Here is a 17251-nt window from a genome sequence, read left to right on the forward strand (position 1 = left end):
GTTTTGTTACTATTTAAATAACGGATTTAACAAAATATAATGCGCAGTGGTTTGAATATGAAAAGGAGCTGCACCGGTAAAAAGGCTAAACGCTTTTCCGGTAAAATTTTTATTTTCATCAAAATACAGCAATTCATAAGGCTGAACACCTGTAAGATTTAAAAGTGTGTTGATTTGGTTGTGATTGACAGAAATTAGAATTCTGATGGTGTCATTTTTAATGACTGAAAAAACATCAACACTAGCGTTTTGCAGGTTAACGGTTTCCTCATACAACCCTTCGTGAAGGTAGTCTGTAGTAATGGCTTTCGAGCTACAAGTATTCATAATATAACAATTTAAAATTTACATTTTTGTTACATCGTGAAATGCGATAAAGAGTTTTGATTTCTCAACACATTTGAACGATTGTTCCGCATTCTGAGCCACCGTGTCGTGAGTTGATCGGTTGGCATCACCTAAAAGAGTGATTCTTGATGCTGGGTACATAGATAAAGAAAAAAAATGAATTATGCAAATTTTATTTCCTTAACCTTAAATGTTTTCAATTTTAATCCTTAATAGCAATATTTTTATTTTCTTGAAAATCAAATAAATACCAACATAATCCATTAACCTATTTGATTGAATAATTTAAATTCAACATCTAACGGAATTTTACCTTTGAAGGTATCTCTAACTAATTGTTGGTAGCTGTAGTATGTATCATAATCTTTTATTTTACTCCAAGGCATTTCTAATTTTGGAATACCAAACCCCTGAAATTTATCCATGATGATACTGTCTATTGGGACATGAAAATGATGATAGTTTTTAGTTATCCCTTTTACTCTGGATTCTCCCATTGCAAATAAATATTTCAAGGTCATATTTATCCATTTCTGAGCTTGTCCCTGAGTTAAATGATATTCATCGTTAGCGGTTCTTAGAGCATAACACGCTGACTGATGCCAAATGGTAAATTCTACAAAATCTATGAATTCTTTTGATCTTACCTCTTCAATTTTTGGAAGTAATGCAATTAGCCACTTCTCTCTAAAAGAACTCTTTTTGTTTTCATCTTTTGGAAAGTTTATCAATGTTCTGCTTAAATCTCGGTAAGCTCTCTTTATGGCAGCTATTTCTAAACCACTTGTGGTATCAAAATATACCCTTATCCAAAAATCAGTTACTTCTTGTTGCGTTATTTCACTTTTCATAATTTATACCATAGTATTTAGAATAGAAAATCATATCTAATTTATATGTTTTTAAAGTATCATATTCATTTATGTTTTTATCTAATTTATGTTTAAAAAAAATTAAGCTTGGAAATTATTGCGATTGAAACCAAACTAGGTAAAAACAAACACTTAGACAATAACTATCTTTTATTTTAAGATATAAAGTGTCATCAGCAAATTTGAATTTATCTGAGTCTTGAAGCAGTTCAACACTTAGGCATTAAAAAAAAATAGCATGAAATTTACATATTTATTGTACTGATTTTGAATGAGTATCGTTATTTTCCACAGCAATGATTACCTCATTTTTTTGATTGTCTACTCTTTTTAAAATTCTATCTAAATAATCGTCACCAAAGTGATTTCTAACCCAAATTATTTCTTTTTTAAAAGCCTCTATTTCTTTTTCATTCGACTTTGGATTTATGCTCTTTCTACCTAACCTTCCCAATGTTCTACTAGATAATGTATGGTACTTTTTTAAATCTTTAATTAACATTTTTGAAAAATTTGCTAATCCTTCTTCATTAGCAGGCAATACTTTCAGGAATATTTTTAGATTGTCCAAAGCTTTTGATTCTAATGCAATGTCACTTCTACCTGTTTTGTATTGAGGCTTGAACGTTTTAATACTTTCATAATTAGTCCAAAAGTCTTTTGAAAGAGGTGATTTATTTTCATCATATTCACATTGTACATTTGTCACTAAATCTTCAAACGTAATTTCTTTAATGTGTGACTGTGTCCCTTCCAAATTTTCGATAATCTGAGCAAATAAACTTAAACCTTTTTTTCGCAATACATTTAATTGATACTTATCAAATGATTTGGCGGTTTTTACCCTAGTTGGTAAATCTGAAATCTTTTTAATTGCCTCCGGATATTTTTCTTCAATATCTTTGAATATATTTCTAATATGGGTTGAAGTATTGACTTCTCCCTCTTCTTCCGGGTTTTGATTTAATTTATTAAATAAACCTGATGCTGTTGGTTCTTCTTCCACATCAAAAATCTTGGAATCCTCCCCCAATGAACTATGTATTAGGAACATTTTTTGAGAAGCAATCTCTCTTGATTTTACAATATCAGCTCCAATTTCGGAAGGAAAAAAGTTATATATGTACAACTCATCAAACACCTTAGTACCAATACGATTGATACGGCCTACTCTTTGAATTACTCGTGTCGGGTTCCAGGGAATATCGTAATTGATAATGACACCAGCCCTATTGAGATTGAATCCTTCGGAAAGTTTATCACTGGTAATTAATATGTCGAAATGATTGGTTTGAGAGCCTTTATATTGTGCATTGAAATCTGAATCAAGATGTTTTTTCATTTCCTTAGAAACTTTTCCATCACAAACAATCAACTTATTTCCGAACTCTTTTCTAAAATAATCTTCCAAATGTTTAATGGTATCTACATACTCCGAAAACAATATTATTTTACGATTCTTGTCGTTTTCAAGAATTAGCTTTATTTGTTCTGCAATACGCTCTCTTTTGGGGTCATGGTCAACAATGTTTAGCTCTTTAAGTTGTTGTTGAATTTCCTGAAAAACAACAATATCACTATCTATATCTTCCAAAAAATCAGTTCTTCTTTGGAAATCATCCAGATTATAAACCGTATTGTTTTTTGGTGTTTTTTTAGTTAATAACTCTTTCGAATAATCATCTAATACCTTATCGATATCATCTTCATCATAGGAAAGTATTTTTTCAATTAAGCCTCTATCTAAAATATATTTACCGTTTGATTTTTCAATAAAATCTCTAACAATTAAATGCACATTTAAAAATCTATCGATTGACTTACTGAAAGCACCAAATGAACTTTCAAAACGTTTTACTAATAAACGCCGCATAAAGTCATATAAGTTTCTCTGTTGTTGGAAAGCTCTGTTTCCTTCTTCATCTAGAGCATCTTCATCTACAATTTTAACATAACTAAATGGTTGGTAAATTGCACCTTTGAATCTTCCATTTTCTTCAAAATACTCGTTAAGAATTTTATCGTAAAAAGTGTTTTGCTCATGTGTTAAAAGGTAAAATAATTCTACGGGGTCTTTTACAGTTGATAAATCGCCTACCTCTTCTCTGTAGACATAATCTTCCTTTAAATCTAATCGATTTCGTCTTATCAGTACAGAAGATATTATGTTCTTGATTTGGTTAGCTAATACTTTAGTTTCGTGTCTTACACTATTTACATCGATAGGAAGTTCTTTTCCTAGCATTGATACGTACAATTGTTCCGCTTTTCTAATTTTTTTTGGTTCTTTGGAATTCCAATTTTTTATGATGTCCGAAAGTCTTTTGTATCTGTAGTTATATGCTCTGAATAATCCCTCGATATTATCATCAATTGTTATACCTGATTTTCCGGGAACAATAAATAATTTTAGTAGTGCAAATATATCGGCAGGTGAATTATTGAAAGGTGTGGCTGTTAGTAAAATAACAGTTCTATCTCTACAAATTGTTAAAAGTGCTTCATAATCGGCTGTATCCTGATTTCTAAAATAATGAGCTTCATCGACAATTACCACTTCGATTCCTTTTGTTTGGATGGTGTCAGCCAAGTCTTCCAGCTTTCCACGACTTTCTACTTCCCAATCATACAGATTGAATTCATTAATATATCCCCACCAACCCGTACTGTATGTTTTGTCACCAACAAGACCCGGAGGACATATAATCATACCTCTTTTTCCTAAATTTTTTGCTATTAAAGTTGCAATAACTGATTTCCCTAATCCTACTACATCGGCAATAATAACCCCATTGTATTCATTGATGATGTTTAATGCCTGATTTACTGCATCTAACTGATAACTGTATTTTTTATATCCCTTTTCTTCTAAAAGATTTTCTATTTCAGGTTTGATTTGTTTTTGTTGTTGCAGGTCTAAATATGTTTTTAGAATTAAAACATAGGCTTCAAATGGGGTTACTGAAGCTGCTTGAGACTTGTGTTGAATAAATTGAATTAAAAACTCTTTGCGGTCATCAATTTCTGAAATTGGAATGGAACGTTCCCATAGTTCATCAAAATACGTTTCTGCTTCATTAAAACCATAATCTTTTATTTCAACGTTAAATTCTTCCTGACCTGATAAACCCGCACGTGTTAAATTACTACTTCCTGTAATAAACTGACCTGTCATTGCCTGAATGTTTGCTTGCTCTTCGTTTAAACGAAACAAGTATAACTTGGCATGATTTGAATTTTCGGTTTTACGAATGATTAAACGTTTTTCATTAAGCATTTGCAAGAAGAATTCTACCTGATTGTAAAATGCTTCTGTGTCCATCTCTTCATTGTTAATAGCATTTCCCATTGAAGTCATGAACTGATTGAACTGATCATCGTGTGATTGCTCTTCTTCCTGACTACCGTGTTCTACAATTTTATTTAAGATTTGATCTACTTGTAAACCTACCAATAATTTCAAGGTTAGATTTTCGTTCTTTTTTAGATTTTCAAAGAGTTCTTGCCAACCTGAAAAGTAAAAAAAACCTACTAGAAATTTAAGTTCATCACTAATTCCGATTAAAGTATTTAATCTTCCTTTTAGTGATTTATGGGTTTTATTATTGGTTATAAAATTGTTTGCCATTCTCTGTTTTATGTTCTTATTTTTTACTGCTTATTACATAAGTTAGGTACTGTGTTAAGGATTATACCTTATGCTTTAAGCTTACTCTTCCTTCATTGTTAAATTGACTTATATGCTTGTTCCGGATGGTTAGGCATATCTGGTATTGTATATTGAAGTCTACCAGCCTCTCGCATCGGATTAATGTAATTTCTATATACATAATTCTCTTTTCTATTAAGAATTACAGCTACTTGCTTCACAGAGTAGCTTTTAAATTGGCATAGCTCATATATGATATTCTCAATTTTACTACTATCATTTTCTCTACTACCTAATACCTGAATTTTGTCTCTTAAAACAGAAGGTAACTCCTGTATTAAAGATTGAGGTTCTGTGTTAAGCGCGAGGGGTTCTGTGTTAAGCGCGAGGGGTTCTGTGTTAAGTTCTTCTACTTTTGTGTTAAGGGCAGGTCCGGCAATATAATACGTCGCACGTCCTTTGCCTTTTTGGACTATTAAATCTTTATCCCTTAAAGCTCTTAATTCATTACTAGCTCTCAATATATCACAAGCATTTAACTGACGATATGTTGGATTGTCAATTGCTCCGGCTTCTCTTAAAAAGATAAGGCATTTTTTCTGAGATTCATTTAACTCATACTCTTTTAATGTGTCTAACCATTGTAAATCTGTTTCATTTAAGAAATGATGCAATAACAATCTAGTAGTAAATAAATTCGCTGAATGGTCACTTTCGAATGTCGGTGGTGCTAACGAAGACTTTTCCATTAGAGTTCTCATAGTTCTAATACCACTACCTTTGGTTTCAGCCAGATTGGTTTCATGAAATATAGAAGCAATGAAAGGGTTTCTATTTTTTGAACCCGGCTCTCCCAATTGCTCTTCAGGTTTCAGTGAAAATCCAGGATTTTTAATTTCTAATCTATTCCCATAACGAATTATTTGAATAGGTTGATTTTCTCTATACGTTCTATGGATAAAAGCATTTACTAATGCCTCACGAAGTACCTTAGAAGGCAATCCAATATTTGAAGCTTGTATTTCGCCTTCGCCTAATAAAAAACCTTTAGGCAAATCATCTGCAATAGCACTAAAAACACGTTGTACTAATTGAATTAGCGGACCCCGCATGTCGATAGTAGTAAATCTATTTTCAGGGTCTTCTACCCATTCATTACCCGGGACGCGAATGTAATCTACACGAACCATAGGTAATAATCTACGTAAAGCCATACGGTTACCAAAAACTAACAAACCTGTGTAAGTTAGTTTCCAATCGCCTTTATCTTGCTTGATACAACCTAATGAACGTAATAAATCTTTATCACTATAGTTTAGCTCCTCAGCATATTCATTTACTTTGGCTCTTAAGGTTCTGTATAATGAAATAGCTTCCTCACTAATATCTTCTATACTGGTATCGTTGACAATTGTACTATCTAAACTATCTTCTTTGTTATAAAAAACAAACAAATCATCTTCAGTACAACGTTGGTCGCTTGAACCAATTCTTCTGTAAGCTCCTTGTGGCAATCCGTTTTTTTTGAAATACAACGGTTTTTGACCATCAGGCAACTCATTAATTTGAATTTTTACTACTATTTTTTTATTAGGCAGCATTTCAACCTCAATTTCCGGACGCACTGGTTGATTAAATAGTGTAGCCGTTTGAGATGCTAAATCCAACTGTAATTTATCGGGATTATCTATTCCTTCAATTGTATAAGATGGAAACAAAGAACTTTCATCACGGGTAACTCCAAGCACAATTATTCCACCTCCTAAACCAGGCTCATTTGCAAAAGCACAAATAGTTTCCATAACTGACATATCGATGGCTGTACCACGCTTTGCCTCAATGGTTGTACATTCGTCCGTACTGTTTAAGTATTCTAATATTTCAGCTATGCTTTGCATATTAACTTAATTTGTAATTATCATACTCCTGCTCACTCAACTCAAACGCAGCATCAACCACTAAAACTTCATCATAACTAAGCTCGTAAAGTTTATATACCAATAGGTCGATTTGGTCAATATAATTATCATTAGTATTGTTGTCATCAATTTTTATTTGATTTATTAAAGCATTTACTATATCTATGATTTTTTGTTGGTCTTTTGTTTTCTTAATAGGAAGTAATTTTAATAACTCTATTTTAACCTGCGCAAAAACTTTTCCTTCTTCTGCAGTAATCGTTCTATAATAAAAAGTTATTAATTTAGAATTCAAAACACCAAGTAGATAAAGCGGATCATAAGATACATCTTGAATTACAGCTCCATGTAAAGTATTTGCATAATAAAAATTATCAACATCATAGGCGGCAATTATTGAATCAGAAGTTTGTCTAGTTAGAATTTTTTTGTTTTCAAATAAGCTAGAATTTCTTAGTCTAAGTCCATTTCCTCCTCTTAAAGCCTCAGCCGATTTCATAGCTACTTCATTGTAATTTACCCAATTGTTATTCCAATTAATTTTATATGAATCAATATCTCGACCAAATAATATTTTCTTTGAAAATTCATCTTTTCTATCTTTTAGAAATAATAAATCTGGAATTTTACTTTGGATTATACCATCCTTAACATTACATATGTTACCATACAACTCACAATTATTTCTAATCTTATTTATTAAATTACTTATTTCTAAATTATAGTTTAAATCTAATTGATTATTTGGAGAGTTATCTATGTGTGAATATGGAATTTCGGTTCTTTTTGGACTCTTCAATGATTCAATACTGCAATTAGTAAGCGCTTTAATAAAGTCTTTATTTCTTTTTGAATTTGAGTAAGTTATTATTATTGAATCAACTATCGCGGATTCAAAAACTAATTCACCAAAAGCGATAATTTCATTAATATTTTGTTCTGTCAAAAGGTATTTTCTAATATCTGCACATTGAGTATTTAATAATAGTCTATCTGGTACAATATAAGAAGTTATAGAATTTTCTTTAGAAAACTTTTTTGTAATTTCTATGAATAAATAAAAAAGATTAAATCTACCTGTAGCAAATTTGAAACTATTGGTAAATCTTTTTTTGCTCTCAGCATCAATTTGTTTTATTTGAACATAAGGAGGATTCCCAATCACCACATCAAATTTTTCTACCCCAAACATCCATTCTGGGTCAAACCAAGCAGAGCTTTCGTTACTAAATGGTTTCCAAGCCACTAATTGTTGTGCTCGTTTGCTACCAATACCCCCTGCATTTAAAACTTCTTGTTTATAAATTTGTGTTTGCAGTTTTTCGAATTTCTTTTTTAGATTTTCTTTTTCTTGAGGAGTCGCTTGTAAATAACTTGCTCTAAGCTGTTGTAATTCGTTTTGTAAATGAGATGTTTCACCAAAATCAAAAGTCATGTCTTTACCAAGTGTATTACCTTTCTCAAGACTGACTAACGTATTAGCAGTAACAAACTTAAATTCTAAATTTGGCAAAGGTTCTATTCCCCTGTTTTCTGCTTTATCATCAATATTTTCATCAATAATCAAGGAAAGGAAACTTCTTAATTTAGAGATTTCTGCAGCAATGGGTTGAATGTCTACCCCATAAATAGAATGTTGTATTACACCCAGTTTACGGATGTAATCACTATTTTCTTTAGATATTTTTTCTTCCATCGCTTTGCGAACTAATGCATTATCAATTTTTTCCAATTGCTTAGCTCTCCACCAAACGGCTCCTTTATCTAATTTTTTGAGTAATACAATAATCTTGTGCAATACTCCCATTGGAAAAGCACCGGAACCACAAGCAGGATCCAAAATTTTCACTTCGCTTAATGCTTCTAATATAGCAATGGTTTGTTTTTCATTAAACGGGTTTTCAGTATCGTCTTTTAACAATATTTCTAATTGTTCTTCGTCTTCAATATTGGTTTTTGTTTTGATATACTGCAATAGTGATTGTTCCACCATATAATCGACAATCTCACGAGGAGTATAGAAACTCCCTGTAGATTTACGAGCACTTTTTTCGGTATCCGGGTCAATCTCTGCCAATAGATTTTCGAAAATAGTTCCCAGCATTTCCGGGTCGATACTTACTTCAAAATCGTTAATGCTATTCTCATCAATGGTAAAGTTGTATTGCTCTAATGTTTCGAAAAACTTTAAAAACCAATCATTTGGAATGTTTAACGCAAAATTTTGATTGTGTATCCCTTTGCTATCCTTTGGAAAAAAATCATCCTCTTGAGCTTCAAAAAGCCCTCCATTTAAGAAAGGTACCAACTCATGATCGTTAGGCAACATATATGGTTTTCTGTCTTCTTGTTTTTTATTTAACACCAAGAAGAACAATTTTTCTACTATGGAATGATAGTAATTGTGTTGGTCGTTATTGACACTTGCCACCCTACTTGATGAAAGCCACTCTTCTGGAATTAACGGAATTCCTGCATCAGATTTCTTGTTTTTTAAGAACCAACAAAAAATAGTTCTACCAATTAAACGTACAGCAAACTCCTGATACACTTTTCTATTATCTACAGGTGTTGAAGGTAATTGCAAACAGGAATTAAACGAAACTTCTTTTTTGTTAATGTTTACTTTACCTCCTATAAGACTATAAAAGGCAGTTGCTATCTCTTCATAGAATTTCTTGTTTAATTTTTCAACACTAAATGCTTCTTGGATGTCATCTAACGAAGAAAAATTACACCCATTGATTCTATTCTTGAAGGTCTTATTTGTTTTTAATGGATCAACAAAATAAGTGTAACGTTTCCAATTAGAGAATTTTTGTTCTTTGTTACCGTAGTTTCTTCTGATGAAAGAAAATCTGAAACAGCCTTTACTGTCATGAAAAACAAAAATAGATCCGTCTTTGAAATCTTCCTTAAGTACTTTTTTTGCTATTTCAAATTGTTGCTTTTTTGAAGCCCGTTCCGATAATTCTCCATTGAATTTACATGCAAAAACTAATAAATCTTCTGCGTTTTTAAATTCCACTTCACCTATTTTCTGTAGCGCTGAGAATTTGTCAAACTGTTTATCGTCAATGATATAATCTAGATTTTCAGAGATAGGCTGAAACGAAGATATTTTTGATTTAAAGAAATCTGATATTGATTTTATAGAGAAATTTTGAATTAGTTTATCCATTATTCAGGCTTATTTAACGAGGTAAAGTTGTACAAAAATGTAAAGTTGTAAATATAGAGAAAAGCAATCGAAAGTAAAGTGAGGAAACACGTAAAGTATCTACTTCTTATCAACAAAATGTAAAAAATTACAACTGTTTGAATAGGGTAAGCAGGGTAAGCAATTTTTTACTAAAAGATTCTTCGAAAAGTTCAGAATGACAAAAACGGATTTAACCGCTAAAAACAATGCAAACCGGAACAACTCCTGTTCTGATTTGCATTGTAATAGTCTTATGTTACCTGAATTTTAGTTTCAGAAAAAAACGAAAAAAGTTTCAACGTTTTTTGCCTACCCTCCTTACCCTATTAATTAAGCGCAATATGAAGTAATTTAATGTTGCTTTTTTTAGGGGTTATTCCTCTTCAATTTCCTTATTTCGAATATCAACTTCTTCGTATGAGTTTTCTTTTAAAGCATAGACAAATATGCCGTTCTTTTTTAATCGGAGGAAGTTGTGTTTTTTAATGCTCTTCCGAATCAGTTAATTGTACCAATATTCAAATTTAATTTTACTATAACAATTACAAACTTTTTTTTTGTTAGTCTCTACAGTTAGACAGTTTTTGATACTTTTTACACTGTTTGGTACGTGGCGGTACGTGAAATGGTACGTGGGCGGTAGGTAAAAGGTACGTGAATGGTACGTGAATGGTACGTGAATGGTACGTGAAAAATTTCACGTACCATTCACGTACCAAAATAATGTTTTAGAAGAAATATTGACAAGAAAAACACTTTATAAAATTTCGAAAAATCATATTAGAATTACTTTCTCCATTCTGTTTCCTACTTCCATTACTACACATATCGTAAAAAGCAAAAAAAACATATTTAAAAGAAGATAACTCACAAAAAACAGTTTCTCTTGTATTTAAATATAAAAACACCCCTTAAACGTCATAAAATTCATTTTCGTTCTTTAAATAAATTAAAACTTTCCTTTTACGCGCGCTACTCAGTGAAATCTCATTTTACTGCGCAGCTATGTTCTTGTAAAAAAACAATCCACTTTGTAGTATTCCTAAAAAATTAAAAGAACAATTATCAACATTCTCTTTTATTTTTAATATATATCTTTATTTAGTTCTTGTATATCATTGGTATGTCCAAATTCTTCGTTAGTTTCGATCGTAACTACTTGATTTATAATAAAAGATTAATTCCTAATTTTTATGAAATTTTAAAGTAAATTTTAATCTTTAACTCTTTCATTCATCTAAATAAATCATCATTATTCTTATTCCGAATTTGCACATTTAATTGCATCAGAATAATCCTCAGGTAGTTCTGCATCAATATCTCTAAGATATTTTTCTAAGGCATCCATGGTAAAATGGCCTGTTATTAGCATGAGCTTACTTTTTGCCTCAAAAGGTGTAAACTCCTTCCTGAACTCTCTATACAGTTTTGTTATAAAGGTATGCCTGAAACTATAAAGTCCGTATTCTTTTCCTAAACCAAGTTCCGCTTTAATTTTAGAAAATTGTTTTGAATAATAATTTCGTTTATTATCAATTTCGGTTTCCCATCCACCCCCAATTGTATCGAGAGAAAACAGAGAATTATTTAATGGGAATTTTGATAAATCAGGAAGTTCACTCAAAAGTACTTCTGGAATAATTTTGATTTTAACTGCCTTATTCTTTGCTTTGACATGCAATTGTTTACTCAAAATGTCAATATCACCAACTTTCAATCTACAAACTTCTATCGGTCTTAGAAAATTATAAGAAATGAATTTTATAAAAAGCAATAAGACTGGGTAATCTTTAACTAGATATTCAAATATCTTTTTTTCTTGTGTAACTGTATATGTTTTATTTCTCTCGGGAGCACTTTTAACAACATTTATTTCTGCAATGAAATTACGTTCAACAATATTATTATCTACTAATGCAGTATAGAATAATGAAATATTACTTCTCGTGTTATTACGATTCGAAGCACTTGTCTTTTTCATTACATAATTAAGGTAAGATATAACAACATCTTTGTTTACAGAGGTTATGAATCTGTATTCCCAACCATGAGAAATAAGCCATTCCTTAAATTGCTTCATTCTACTTTTAAAATCTCTAAAACTCGAAGGAGAAAGAACTCCTTTTTTAAGATCAAGAATAAAATCAAAAGCTTCTGGCACTGTATATTTTTTAACTACATCTAATGGTTCAGTTTCTTCATAAGGATTAAAACCGTTGATTAAAATATCCTCTACTACTTGACGGAGTATTTTAACAGCTTTCGTTCGACCCTTAAATGTCTTATAATTATTTAATCCTGAAGAAATATTAACTTGTCTTTCAAGCTTTCCAGTCTCAGGATTGCGATAAGAATAATATACATACCAACGTTTTGACAGGTCCCCGTCGGCATCGTATATTTTTGGTATTGAATATTGTTTTTTCATTTTCAAATCGTGTACATTTTCGTGTACCGATTTCAAATATGCAACAAATTTTGACATAAAAAAAAACGATTTAAGAATACTCTTAAACCGTTTATACAATGCCTTTTTACGAAGTTAGGCTCTCGGGTGAAAGACGGGTCTCGAACCCGCGACCTTCGGAACCACAATCCGACGCTCTAACCAACTGAGCTACAATCACCATTTGTTTTGCGAGTGCAAATATAGGCGTTTTATCTGCTTTCGCAAATAAAATTTTAAAAAAATTATCGTAAATCTCCTAAACTATTGACTGCCAAATACCTCTCTACAGTAAATCCTTCGCCAAAATCGGTTCCAATTAGTCGTCCTAGGTCCTGAGAACGATAAGTTAAGCTGTCCAGAAAGTTTTTTGTGGCAATTGGTGTTATCGGCTCATTCGAATTCGGTTCGTAAAATTGAGAACTGTAAGCCATAATCGCATCTACTTTTTTATCGGTAAATCCGGTTACATCTACGACAAAATCAGGTTCTATATTTTTCCACTGAATATAATGATACACCAATTTTGGTCGCCACGCTTCTTGTTGTGCTCCGTTTAACTCGGTTTCAATTCGGCGCAAACCTGATAGAAAACATGCATCGGAAACCAATTTGCTGCCTTTGGCATGATCGATATGACGATCGTCAACTGCGTTGCATAAAACGATTTCCGGCTGGTATTTCCGAATCATCTTAATGATTTCCAATTGGTGTTTTTCATCGTTAACAAAAAAACCATCGCGAAATCTTAGATTTTCCCGTACCGAAACACCTAGGATTTTTGCCGCCGCCGCCGCTTCTTCATCTCTGATTTCTGCCGAACCACGAGTTCCCAATTCTCCACGAGTTAAATCTACAATTCCGATTTTCTTTCCAAGCGAAATTTCTTTGGCAATGGTAGCACCACAACCTAATTCCACATCATCGGGATGCGCCCCGAAAGCTAATATATCTAATTTCATTTAATTTAAAATTTTCTTCATGGTCATTGATTTGTTGACCGTTTCAAGGAATTCTTTCTCCGGATTACTGTCTTTGGTAATCCCACAACCAATATACAAATGTGCGGTTTTATCTTCAATTTTCATACAACGTAAATTCACATACAAATCAGAACATTCGCTTTTTCCGGTGGCAAAATTCAGGTTCAATTCGCCTAAAAAACCGGCATAATATTCACGGTCGTATCCTTCATGCTCCAAAATAAAATCTTTGGCAATCAGTTTCGGATAACCACAAACAGCCGGTGTAGGATGCAGAACTTTCAAAACTTCACCCAAATCAGACTTGTCATGCAGTTTTGCCGAAATATCCGTTTTGATGTGCAGCAAATTTCCCGCTTCAACTGTGTACGGACTGGAAACCACTTCTTCCGAAACATACTTTTTAATGTTTTCAAGAATAAATTGCGTTACAAACTGCTGTTCTTCCTGTTCTTTCGATTTCCAAACGGTATTTTCTTTTCCTTTATTTACTTTCGTACCTGCCAAGGCAACGGTTTCGATATCAAAATCTTTCACTTTCAACAATCGCTCCGGAGTTGCCCCCATCCACATCCCTACTTTCGGGTGATAGACAAAATATTTGAACGCCGAGGGATAACAGAATACCATTTTTTTAAACAAGGCTTCAACATCAAGCGCTTCCAGTGCAACTTCTTCTTTTCGTGAAAGCACCACTTTTTGAAAATGTCCGGAATTAATCGCCGTGATTCCTTTTTCCACTAAATGTTCAAAATCAGCCTTTGCTTTTTCGTTCATTTCATAAAACACATTTTCGGATAATTTTACCGATTCGTTTTGAAAATGCTCGGTAAAAACATGCAGGTGTTCTTCAGGAAAAAGAACATAATGATCGCCTTCAAATGGCGCAAAAACAAATCCTTTCTCTTTAAAACTGGTAACCGAATAAAGATGATCGTTATTCTGAAAAAGCCCAACAACAAATGGCTTGTTAGGTTTGGAATACAAAACAAACGGTAGATTTTGCTCCTGATGTGTCTTAACTTTTAGAAATAAATCGGTCATGTTTATCGTTTTCTTGGTAAGACCATATTGGTCAGTTTACAAAGCGAAATCAGTTTTCCCTGTTCATCGGTAATTCGAATTTCCCAAAGATGAATACTCGCTCCTTTATGAATGATTTTTGCGGTTCCGGTAACGATTCCTTCTCGTTTGCTTTTTAAATGATTGGCAGAAATTTCAATACCGCGAACTTCCTGTTTTTCAGGATTAATAAACATTATCGAAGCGGCGCTGCCTACACTTTCCGCTAGTGCAACAGATGCGCCTCCATGCAATAACCCCATAGGCTGGTGTACTCGCGAATTTACCGGCATAGTTGCTACCAGAAAATCTTCACCGGCATCTATAAACTCCATTTCGAGCGTTTCCATTAAAGTATTTTGGGAAAAGTTTTTACAAAGTTGGAGTACTCTATCTTTATCAAATGACATAATTATTTCTTTAGAAATGTAAATTTATGAAATGTAAAACCATTATTCCCATCTCTGAGTAAACTAATTTGGTTAAAAATACGTTAAGCAGTTAAGTGAATACTTATAAGAAATTTAAAAAAAATCAATACTTTTACCAAAAACAAGCACTTTTTTATGCGTCATTACCTATATATACTTTTTATTGGATTTATACTTTTGTTAACTTCCTGTCGTCAGGATTTTGAATTTGAAACCAGTACCGGCGGACTTGAATTTTCAAAACAAACCGTTTATCTGGATACCGTTTTTACCAATATCGGTTCAAGTACTTATACGCTTAAAGTCTACAACAACAGCGACAAAGACATCAAAATACCAACACTTCAACTGGCACAAGGTGAAAATTCCAAATACCGGTTAATGGTAGATGGAATGCCTGGCAAAGTTTTCAATAACGTGGAATTACTGGCAAAAGACAGTATGTTCATTTTCATTGAAACCACAATTGATTATAACGACTACGCTAATCCCGATTCGGAATACCTATATACTGATAAAATCGAATTTCATAATATAAGCGGTGCGCCGCAAACGGTTGATTTAGTAACATTGGTTAGAGATGCTTATTTTTTATATCCGAAAAAATTTGGTGACGGAACTACGGAAACCCTACCTATTAATGGTGAAGAAATCTACGGTTTTTATCTGGACCATGCCGATCTGGCCAACGGAGACGAATACCATTGGAACAACACAAAACCTTACGTAATATACGGTTATGCCGCAGTGCCGGATAATGAAACATTGACTATTGATTCGGGTGCGAAAATTCATTTTCATGCCGATTCCGGATTGATTATCGGAAGTAATGCTACCATAAATTCAAACGGAACACCTTCTACCTATGATGTTGACGGGAATGTAATTGATAATAACGAAATCGTTTTTCAAAGCGACCGTTTGGAACCTGATTTTGAAGATATTCCGGGACAATGGGGCACCATCTGGATGACTTTAGGCAGTAATGGAACATTCAATAACACAACCATTAAGAATGCAACAATAGGTTTACTGATTGACAAAAATACCGGAACATTAAACATGAACAATGTTCAGATTTACAATTGTTCCAATTATGGTATTTTAGCAAAAACCGCAACTATTGATGGGAAAAATATAGTGATTAACAACTGTGGGCAAGCAGGATTAGCATGTTCATACGGAGGTGATTATAACTTTACACATTGTACATTTGCCAATTACTGGCCGAGACCAAATCAGGTGCCGGTTTCCCTTGATAATTACGATGGAACAGCTCCTTTTGCGCTTACCAATGCCAATTTTACCAACTGTATCATCTATGGTTCAAGCAGCTACGGAATTTCTTTGAAGAAAGAAGGAAATCTTTTCAATTATAATTTCAGAAATTGTCTGATTAAATTCTTCGATTTTGGTCAGTTTGAAACCAATCCTTTATATCCGATTGCCAATACTGCCAATTATCCGGGCTGTATTATTGCAAGAAATTCGACAACCAATAAACCTGATTTTAAAAATCCATCAAGAAACCAACTTATCATTGGTGAACATTCTGCCGCAAAAGGAACTGCTGATTTCTCATTTTCAAATTTTAAAGACATTTTAGATAAAAACAGAACAAATCCTTCTGACATAGGCGCTTATAATTTTGTTATATTTGAGTAAACCAAAAAACATAGATTATGAACAAAACATTTTTAACAGTAACAATCGCTTCATTAAGTCTGATTGCCTGCAAAAAAGACGGAGATAAAACCGATTCGCAGGCTGCAATAGATTCTACTGCAACAAAAACAGAAGAAGTAGCTACCGTAATTCCGGATTCTGCTGCCATTACCAAAGCCTGGACAGAATATGCCACTCCCGGTGATGCCCACAAAAGAATGGCAAAAGACAACGGCGTTTGGGAGGAAGACATGACCTCGTGGCAACAGGAAGGTGCAGCACCGATGAAAATGAAAATGACCGCTGAAATCAAATCTGTATTTGACGGTAAATATCAGGAAGCCGTTCATAAGGGTGATTTCATGGGTATGCCGTTTGAAGGAAAAAGTACGTTAGCGTATGACAATGCTTCCAAAGAATACATTTCGACTTGGATTGACAACATGAGCACCGGAATTATGGTGATGCACGGAAATTATGATGAAGCTAGCAAAACCTTCAAAATGGAAGGCGAAGTGATTGACCCGGTAACCAAGAAAATGAAAAAAATGCGTGAAGTCATTACAATGGTGGACGAAAACACTCAAAAAATGGAAATGTACGACACCGGATACGACGGAAAAGAGTTCAAAAGCATGGAAATTACAATGAAGAGAAAGAAATAATTTCTTTAA

General features: G+C 32.9%; 12 protein-coding genes and 1 tRNA gene. 2 read left to right on the top strand and 11 right to left on the bottom strand.

Annotated features, from left to right (window positions below):
* Positions 1-9: 9 nt before the first annotated feature.
* The 11 genes from FCR2A7T_RS12620 to FCR2A7T_RS12665 all read right to left on the bottom strand — a co-directional run bounded on the left by FCR2A7T_RS12620 (position 10) and on the right by FCR2A7T_RS12665 (position 14891).
* Positions 10-327 (bottom strand): hypothetical protein, encoded by a 318-nt coding sequence (locus FCR2A7T_RS12620; RefSeq protein WP_023571689.1) that lies wholly within the window; start codon positions 325-327, stop codon positions 10-12.
* An 18-nt stretch (positions 328-345) separates the two neighbouring features.
* On the bottom strand, positions 346-489 hold the full coding sequence (locus FCR2A7T_RS15240) for a hypothetical protein (protein ID WP_023571690.1): 144 nt from the start codon (positions 487-489) through the stop codon (positions 346-348).
* 122 nt (positions 490-611) lie between these two features.
* Complete coding sequence (locus FCR2A7T_RS14880) at positions 612-1199, bottom strand: hypothetical protein (protein ID WP_023571691.1); 588 nt, start codon at positions 1197-1199, stop codon at positions 612-614.
* A gap of 274 nt (positions 1200-1473) precedes the next feature.
* Positions 1474-4848 carry a helicase-related protein gene (locus tag FCR2A7T_RS12630; RefSeq protein WP_023571692.1) on the bottom strand — a complete coding sequence of 1125 codons (3375 nt, stop codon included), beginning with the start codon at positions 4846-4848 and terminating at the stop codon, positions 1474-1476.
* Between the two features lie 98 nt (positions 4849-4946).
* Positions 4947-6767, bottom strand: coding sequence for an ATP-binding protein (locus FCR2A7T_RS12635; RefSeq protein WP_023571693.1), 1821 nt, complete (start codon positions 6765-6767; stop codon positions 4947-4949).
* Position 6768: 1 nt separating this feature from the next.
* Complete coding sequence (locus FCR2A7T_RS12640) at positions 6769-9969, bottom strand: Eco57I restriction-modification methylase domain-containing protein (RefSeq protein ID WP_023571694.1); 3201 nt, start codon at positions 9967-9969, stop codon at positions 6769-6771.
* A gap of 1279 nt (positions 9970-11248) precedes the next feature.
* Positions 11249-12418, bottom strand: a complete 1170-nt coding sequence (locus tag FCR2A7T_RS15245) for a tyrosine-type recombinase/integrase (protein ID WP_242604102.1) — start codon at positions 12416-12418, stop codon at positions 11249-11251.
* Positions 12419-12542: 124 nt separating this feature from the next.
* Positions 12543-12618, bottom strand: a tRNA-His gene (locus FCR2A7T_RS12650).
* 63 nt (positions 12619-12681) lie between these two features.
* Entirely contained in the window at positions 12682-13398 is a 717-nt protein-coding gene (gene bshB1 / locus FCR2A7T_RS12655; protein WP_023571697.1) for a bacillithiol biosynthesis deacetylase BshB1, read from the bottom strand.
* Complete coding sequence (locus FCR2A7T_RS12660) at positions 13399-14463, bottom strand: isochorismate synthase (protein ID WP_023571698.1); 1065 nt, start codon at positions 14461-14463, stop codon at positions 13399-13401.
* Between the two features lie 2 nt (positions 14464-14465).
* Positions 14466-14891 carry a PaaI family thioesterase gene (locus tag FCR2A7T_RS12665; protein ID WP_023571699.1) on the bottom strand — a complete coding sequence of 142 codons (426 nt, stop codon included), beginning with the start codon at positions 14889-14891 and terminating at the stop codon, positions 14466-14468.
* A 156-nt stretch (positions 14892-15047) separates the two neighbouring features.
* Between FCR2A7T_RS12665 and FCR2A7T_RS12670 the strand changes: the two genes are divergently transcribed.
* Positions 15048-16577 carry a right-handed parallel beta-helix repeat-containing protein gene (locus tag FCR2A7T_RS12670; protein WP_023571700.1) on the top strand — a complete coding sequence of 510 codons (1530 nt, stop codon included), beginning with the start codon at positions 15048-15050 and terminating at the stop codon, positions 16575-16577.
* A 17-nt stretch (positions 16578-16594) separates the two neighbouring features.
* The gene (locus tag FCR2A7T_RS12675; RefSeq protein WP_023571701.1) at positions 16595-17242 is read left to right on the top strand and encodes a DUF1579 domain-containing protein; all 648 of its coding nucleotides are present in this window, start codon (positions 16595-16597) and stop codon (positions 17240-17242) included.
* Positions 17243-17251 lie beyond the last annotated feature (9 nt).

The sequence above is a fragment of the Flavobacterium cauense R2A-7 genome, assembly GCF_000498475.1.
Lineage (GTDB): Bacteria > Bacteroidota > Bacteroidia > Flavobacteriales > Flavobacteriaceae > Flavobacterium > Flavobacterium cauense.

Coding starts and splice junctions, on each gene's coding strand:
- FCR2A7T_RS12620 (WP_023571689.1), bottom strand. CDS start 327: ATGAATACTTGTAGCTCGAAAGCCATTACTACAGACTACCTTCACGAA.
- FCR2A7T_RS15240 (WP_023571690.1), bottom strand. CDS start 489: ATGTACCCAGCATCAAGAATCACTCTTTTAGGTGATGCCAACCGATCA.
- FCR2A7T_RS14880 (WP_023571691.1), bottom strand. CDS start 1,199: ATGAAAAGTGAAATAACGCAACAAGAAGTAACTGATTTTTGGATAAGG.
- FCR2A7T_RS12630 (WP_023571692.1), bottom strand. CDS start 4,848: ATGGCAAACAATTTTATAACCAATAATAAAACCCATAAATCACTAAAA.
- FCR2A7T_RS12635 (WP_023571693.1), bottom strand. CDS start 6,767: ATGCAAAGCATAGCTGAAATATTAGAATACTTAAACAGTACGGACGAA.
- FCR2A7T_RS12640 (WP_023571694.1), bottom strand. CDS start 9,969: ATGGATAAACTAATTCAAAATTTCTCTATAAAATCAATATCAGATTTC.
- FCR2A7T_RS15245 (WP_242604102.1), bottom strand. CDS start 12,418: ATGAAAAAACAATATTCAATACCAAAAATATACGATGCCGACGGGGAC.
- bshB1 (WP_023571697.1), bottom strand. CDS start 13,398: ATGAAATTAGATATATTAGCTTTCGGGGCGCATCCCGATGATGTGGAA.
- FCR2A7T_RS12660 (WP_023571698.1), bottom strand. CDS start 14,463: ATGACCGATTTATTTCTAAAAGTTAAGACACATCAGGAGCAAAATCTA.
- FCR2A7T_RS12665 (WP_023571699.1), bottom strand. CDS start 14,891: ATGTCATTTGATAAAGATAGAGTACTCCAACTTTGTAAAAACTTTTCC.
- FCR2A7T_RS12670 (WP_023571700.1), top strand. CDS start 15,048: ATGCGTCATTACCTATATATACTTTTTATTGGATTTATACTTTTGTTA.
- FCR2A7T_RS12675 (WP_023571701.1), top strand. CDS start 16,595: ATGAACAAAACATTTTTAACAGTAACAATCGCTTCATTAAGTCTGATT.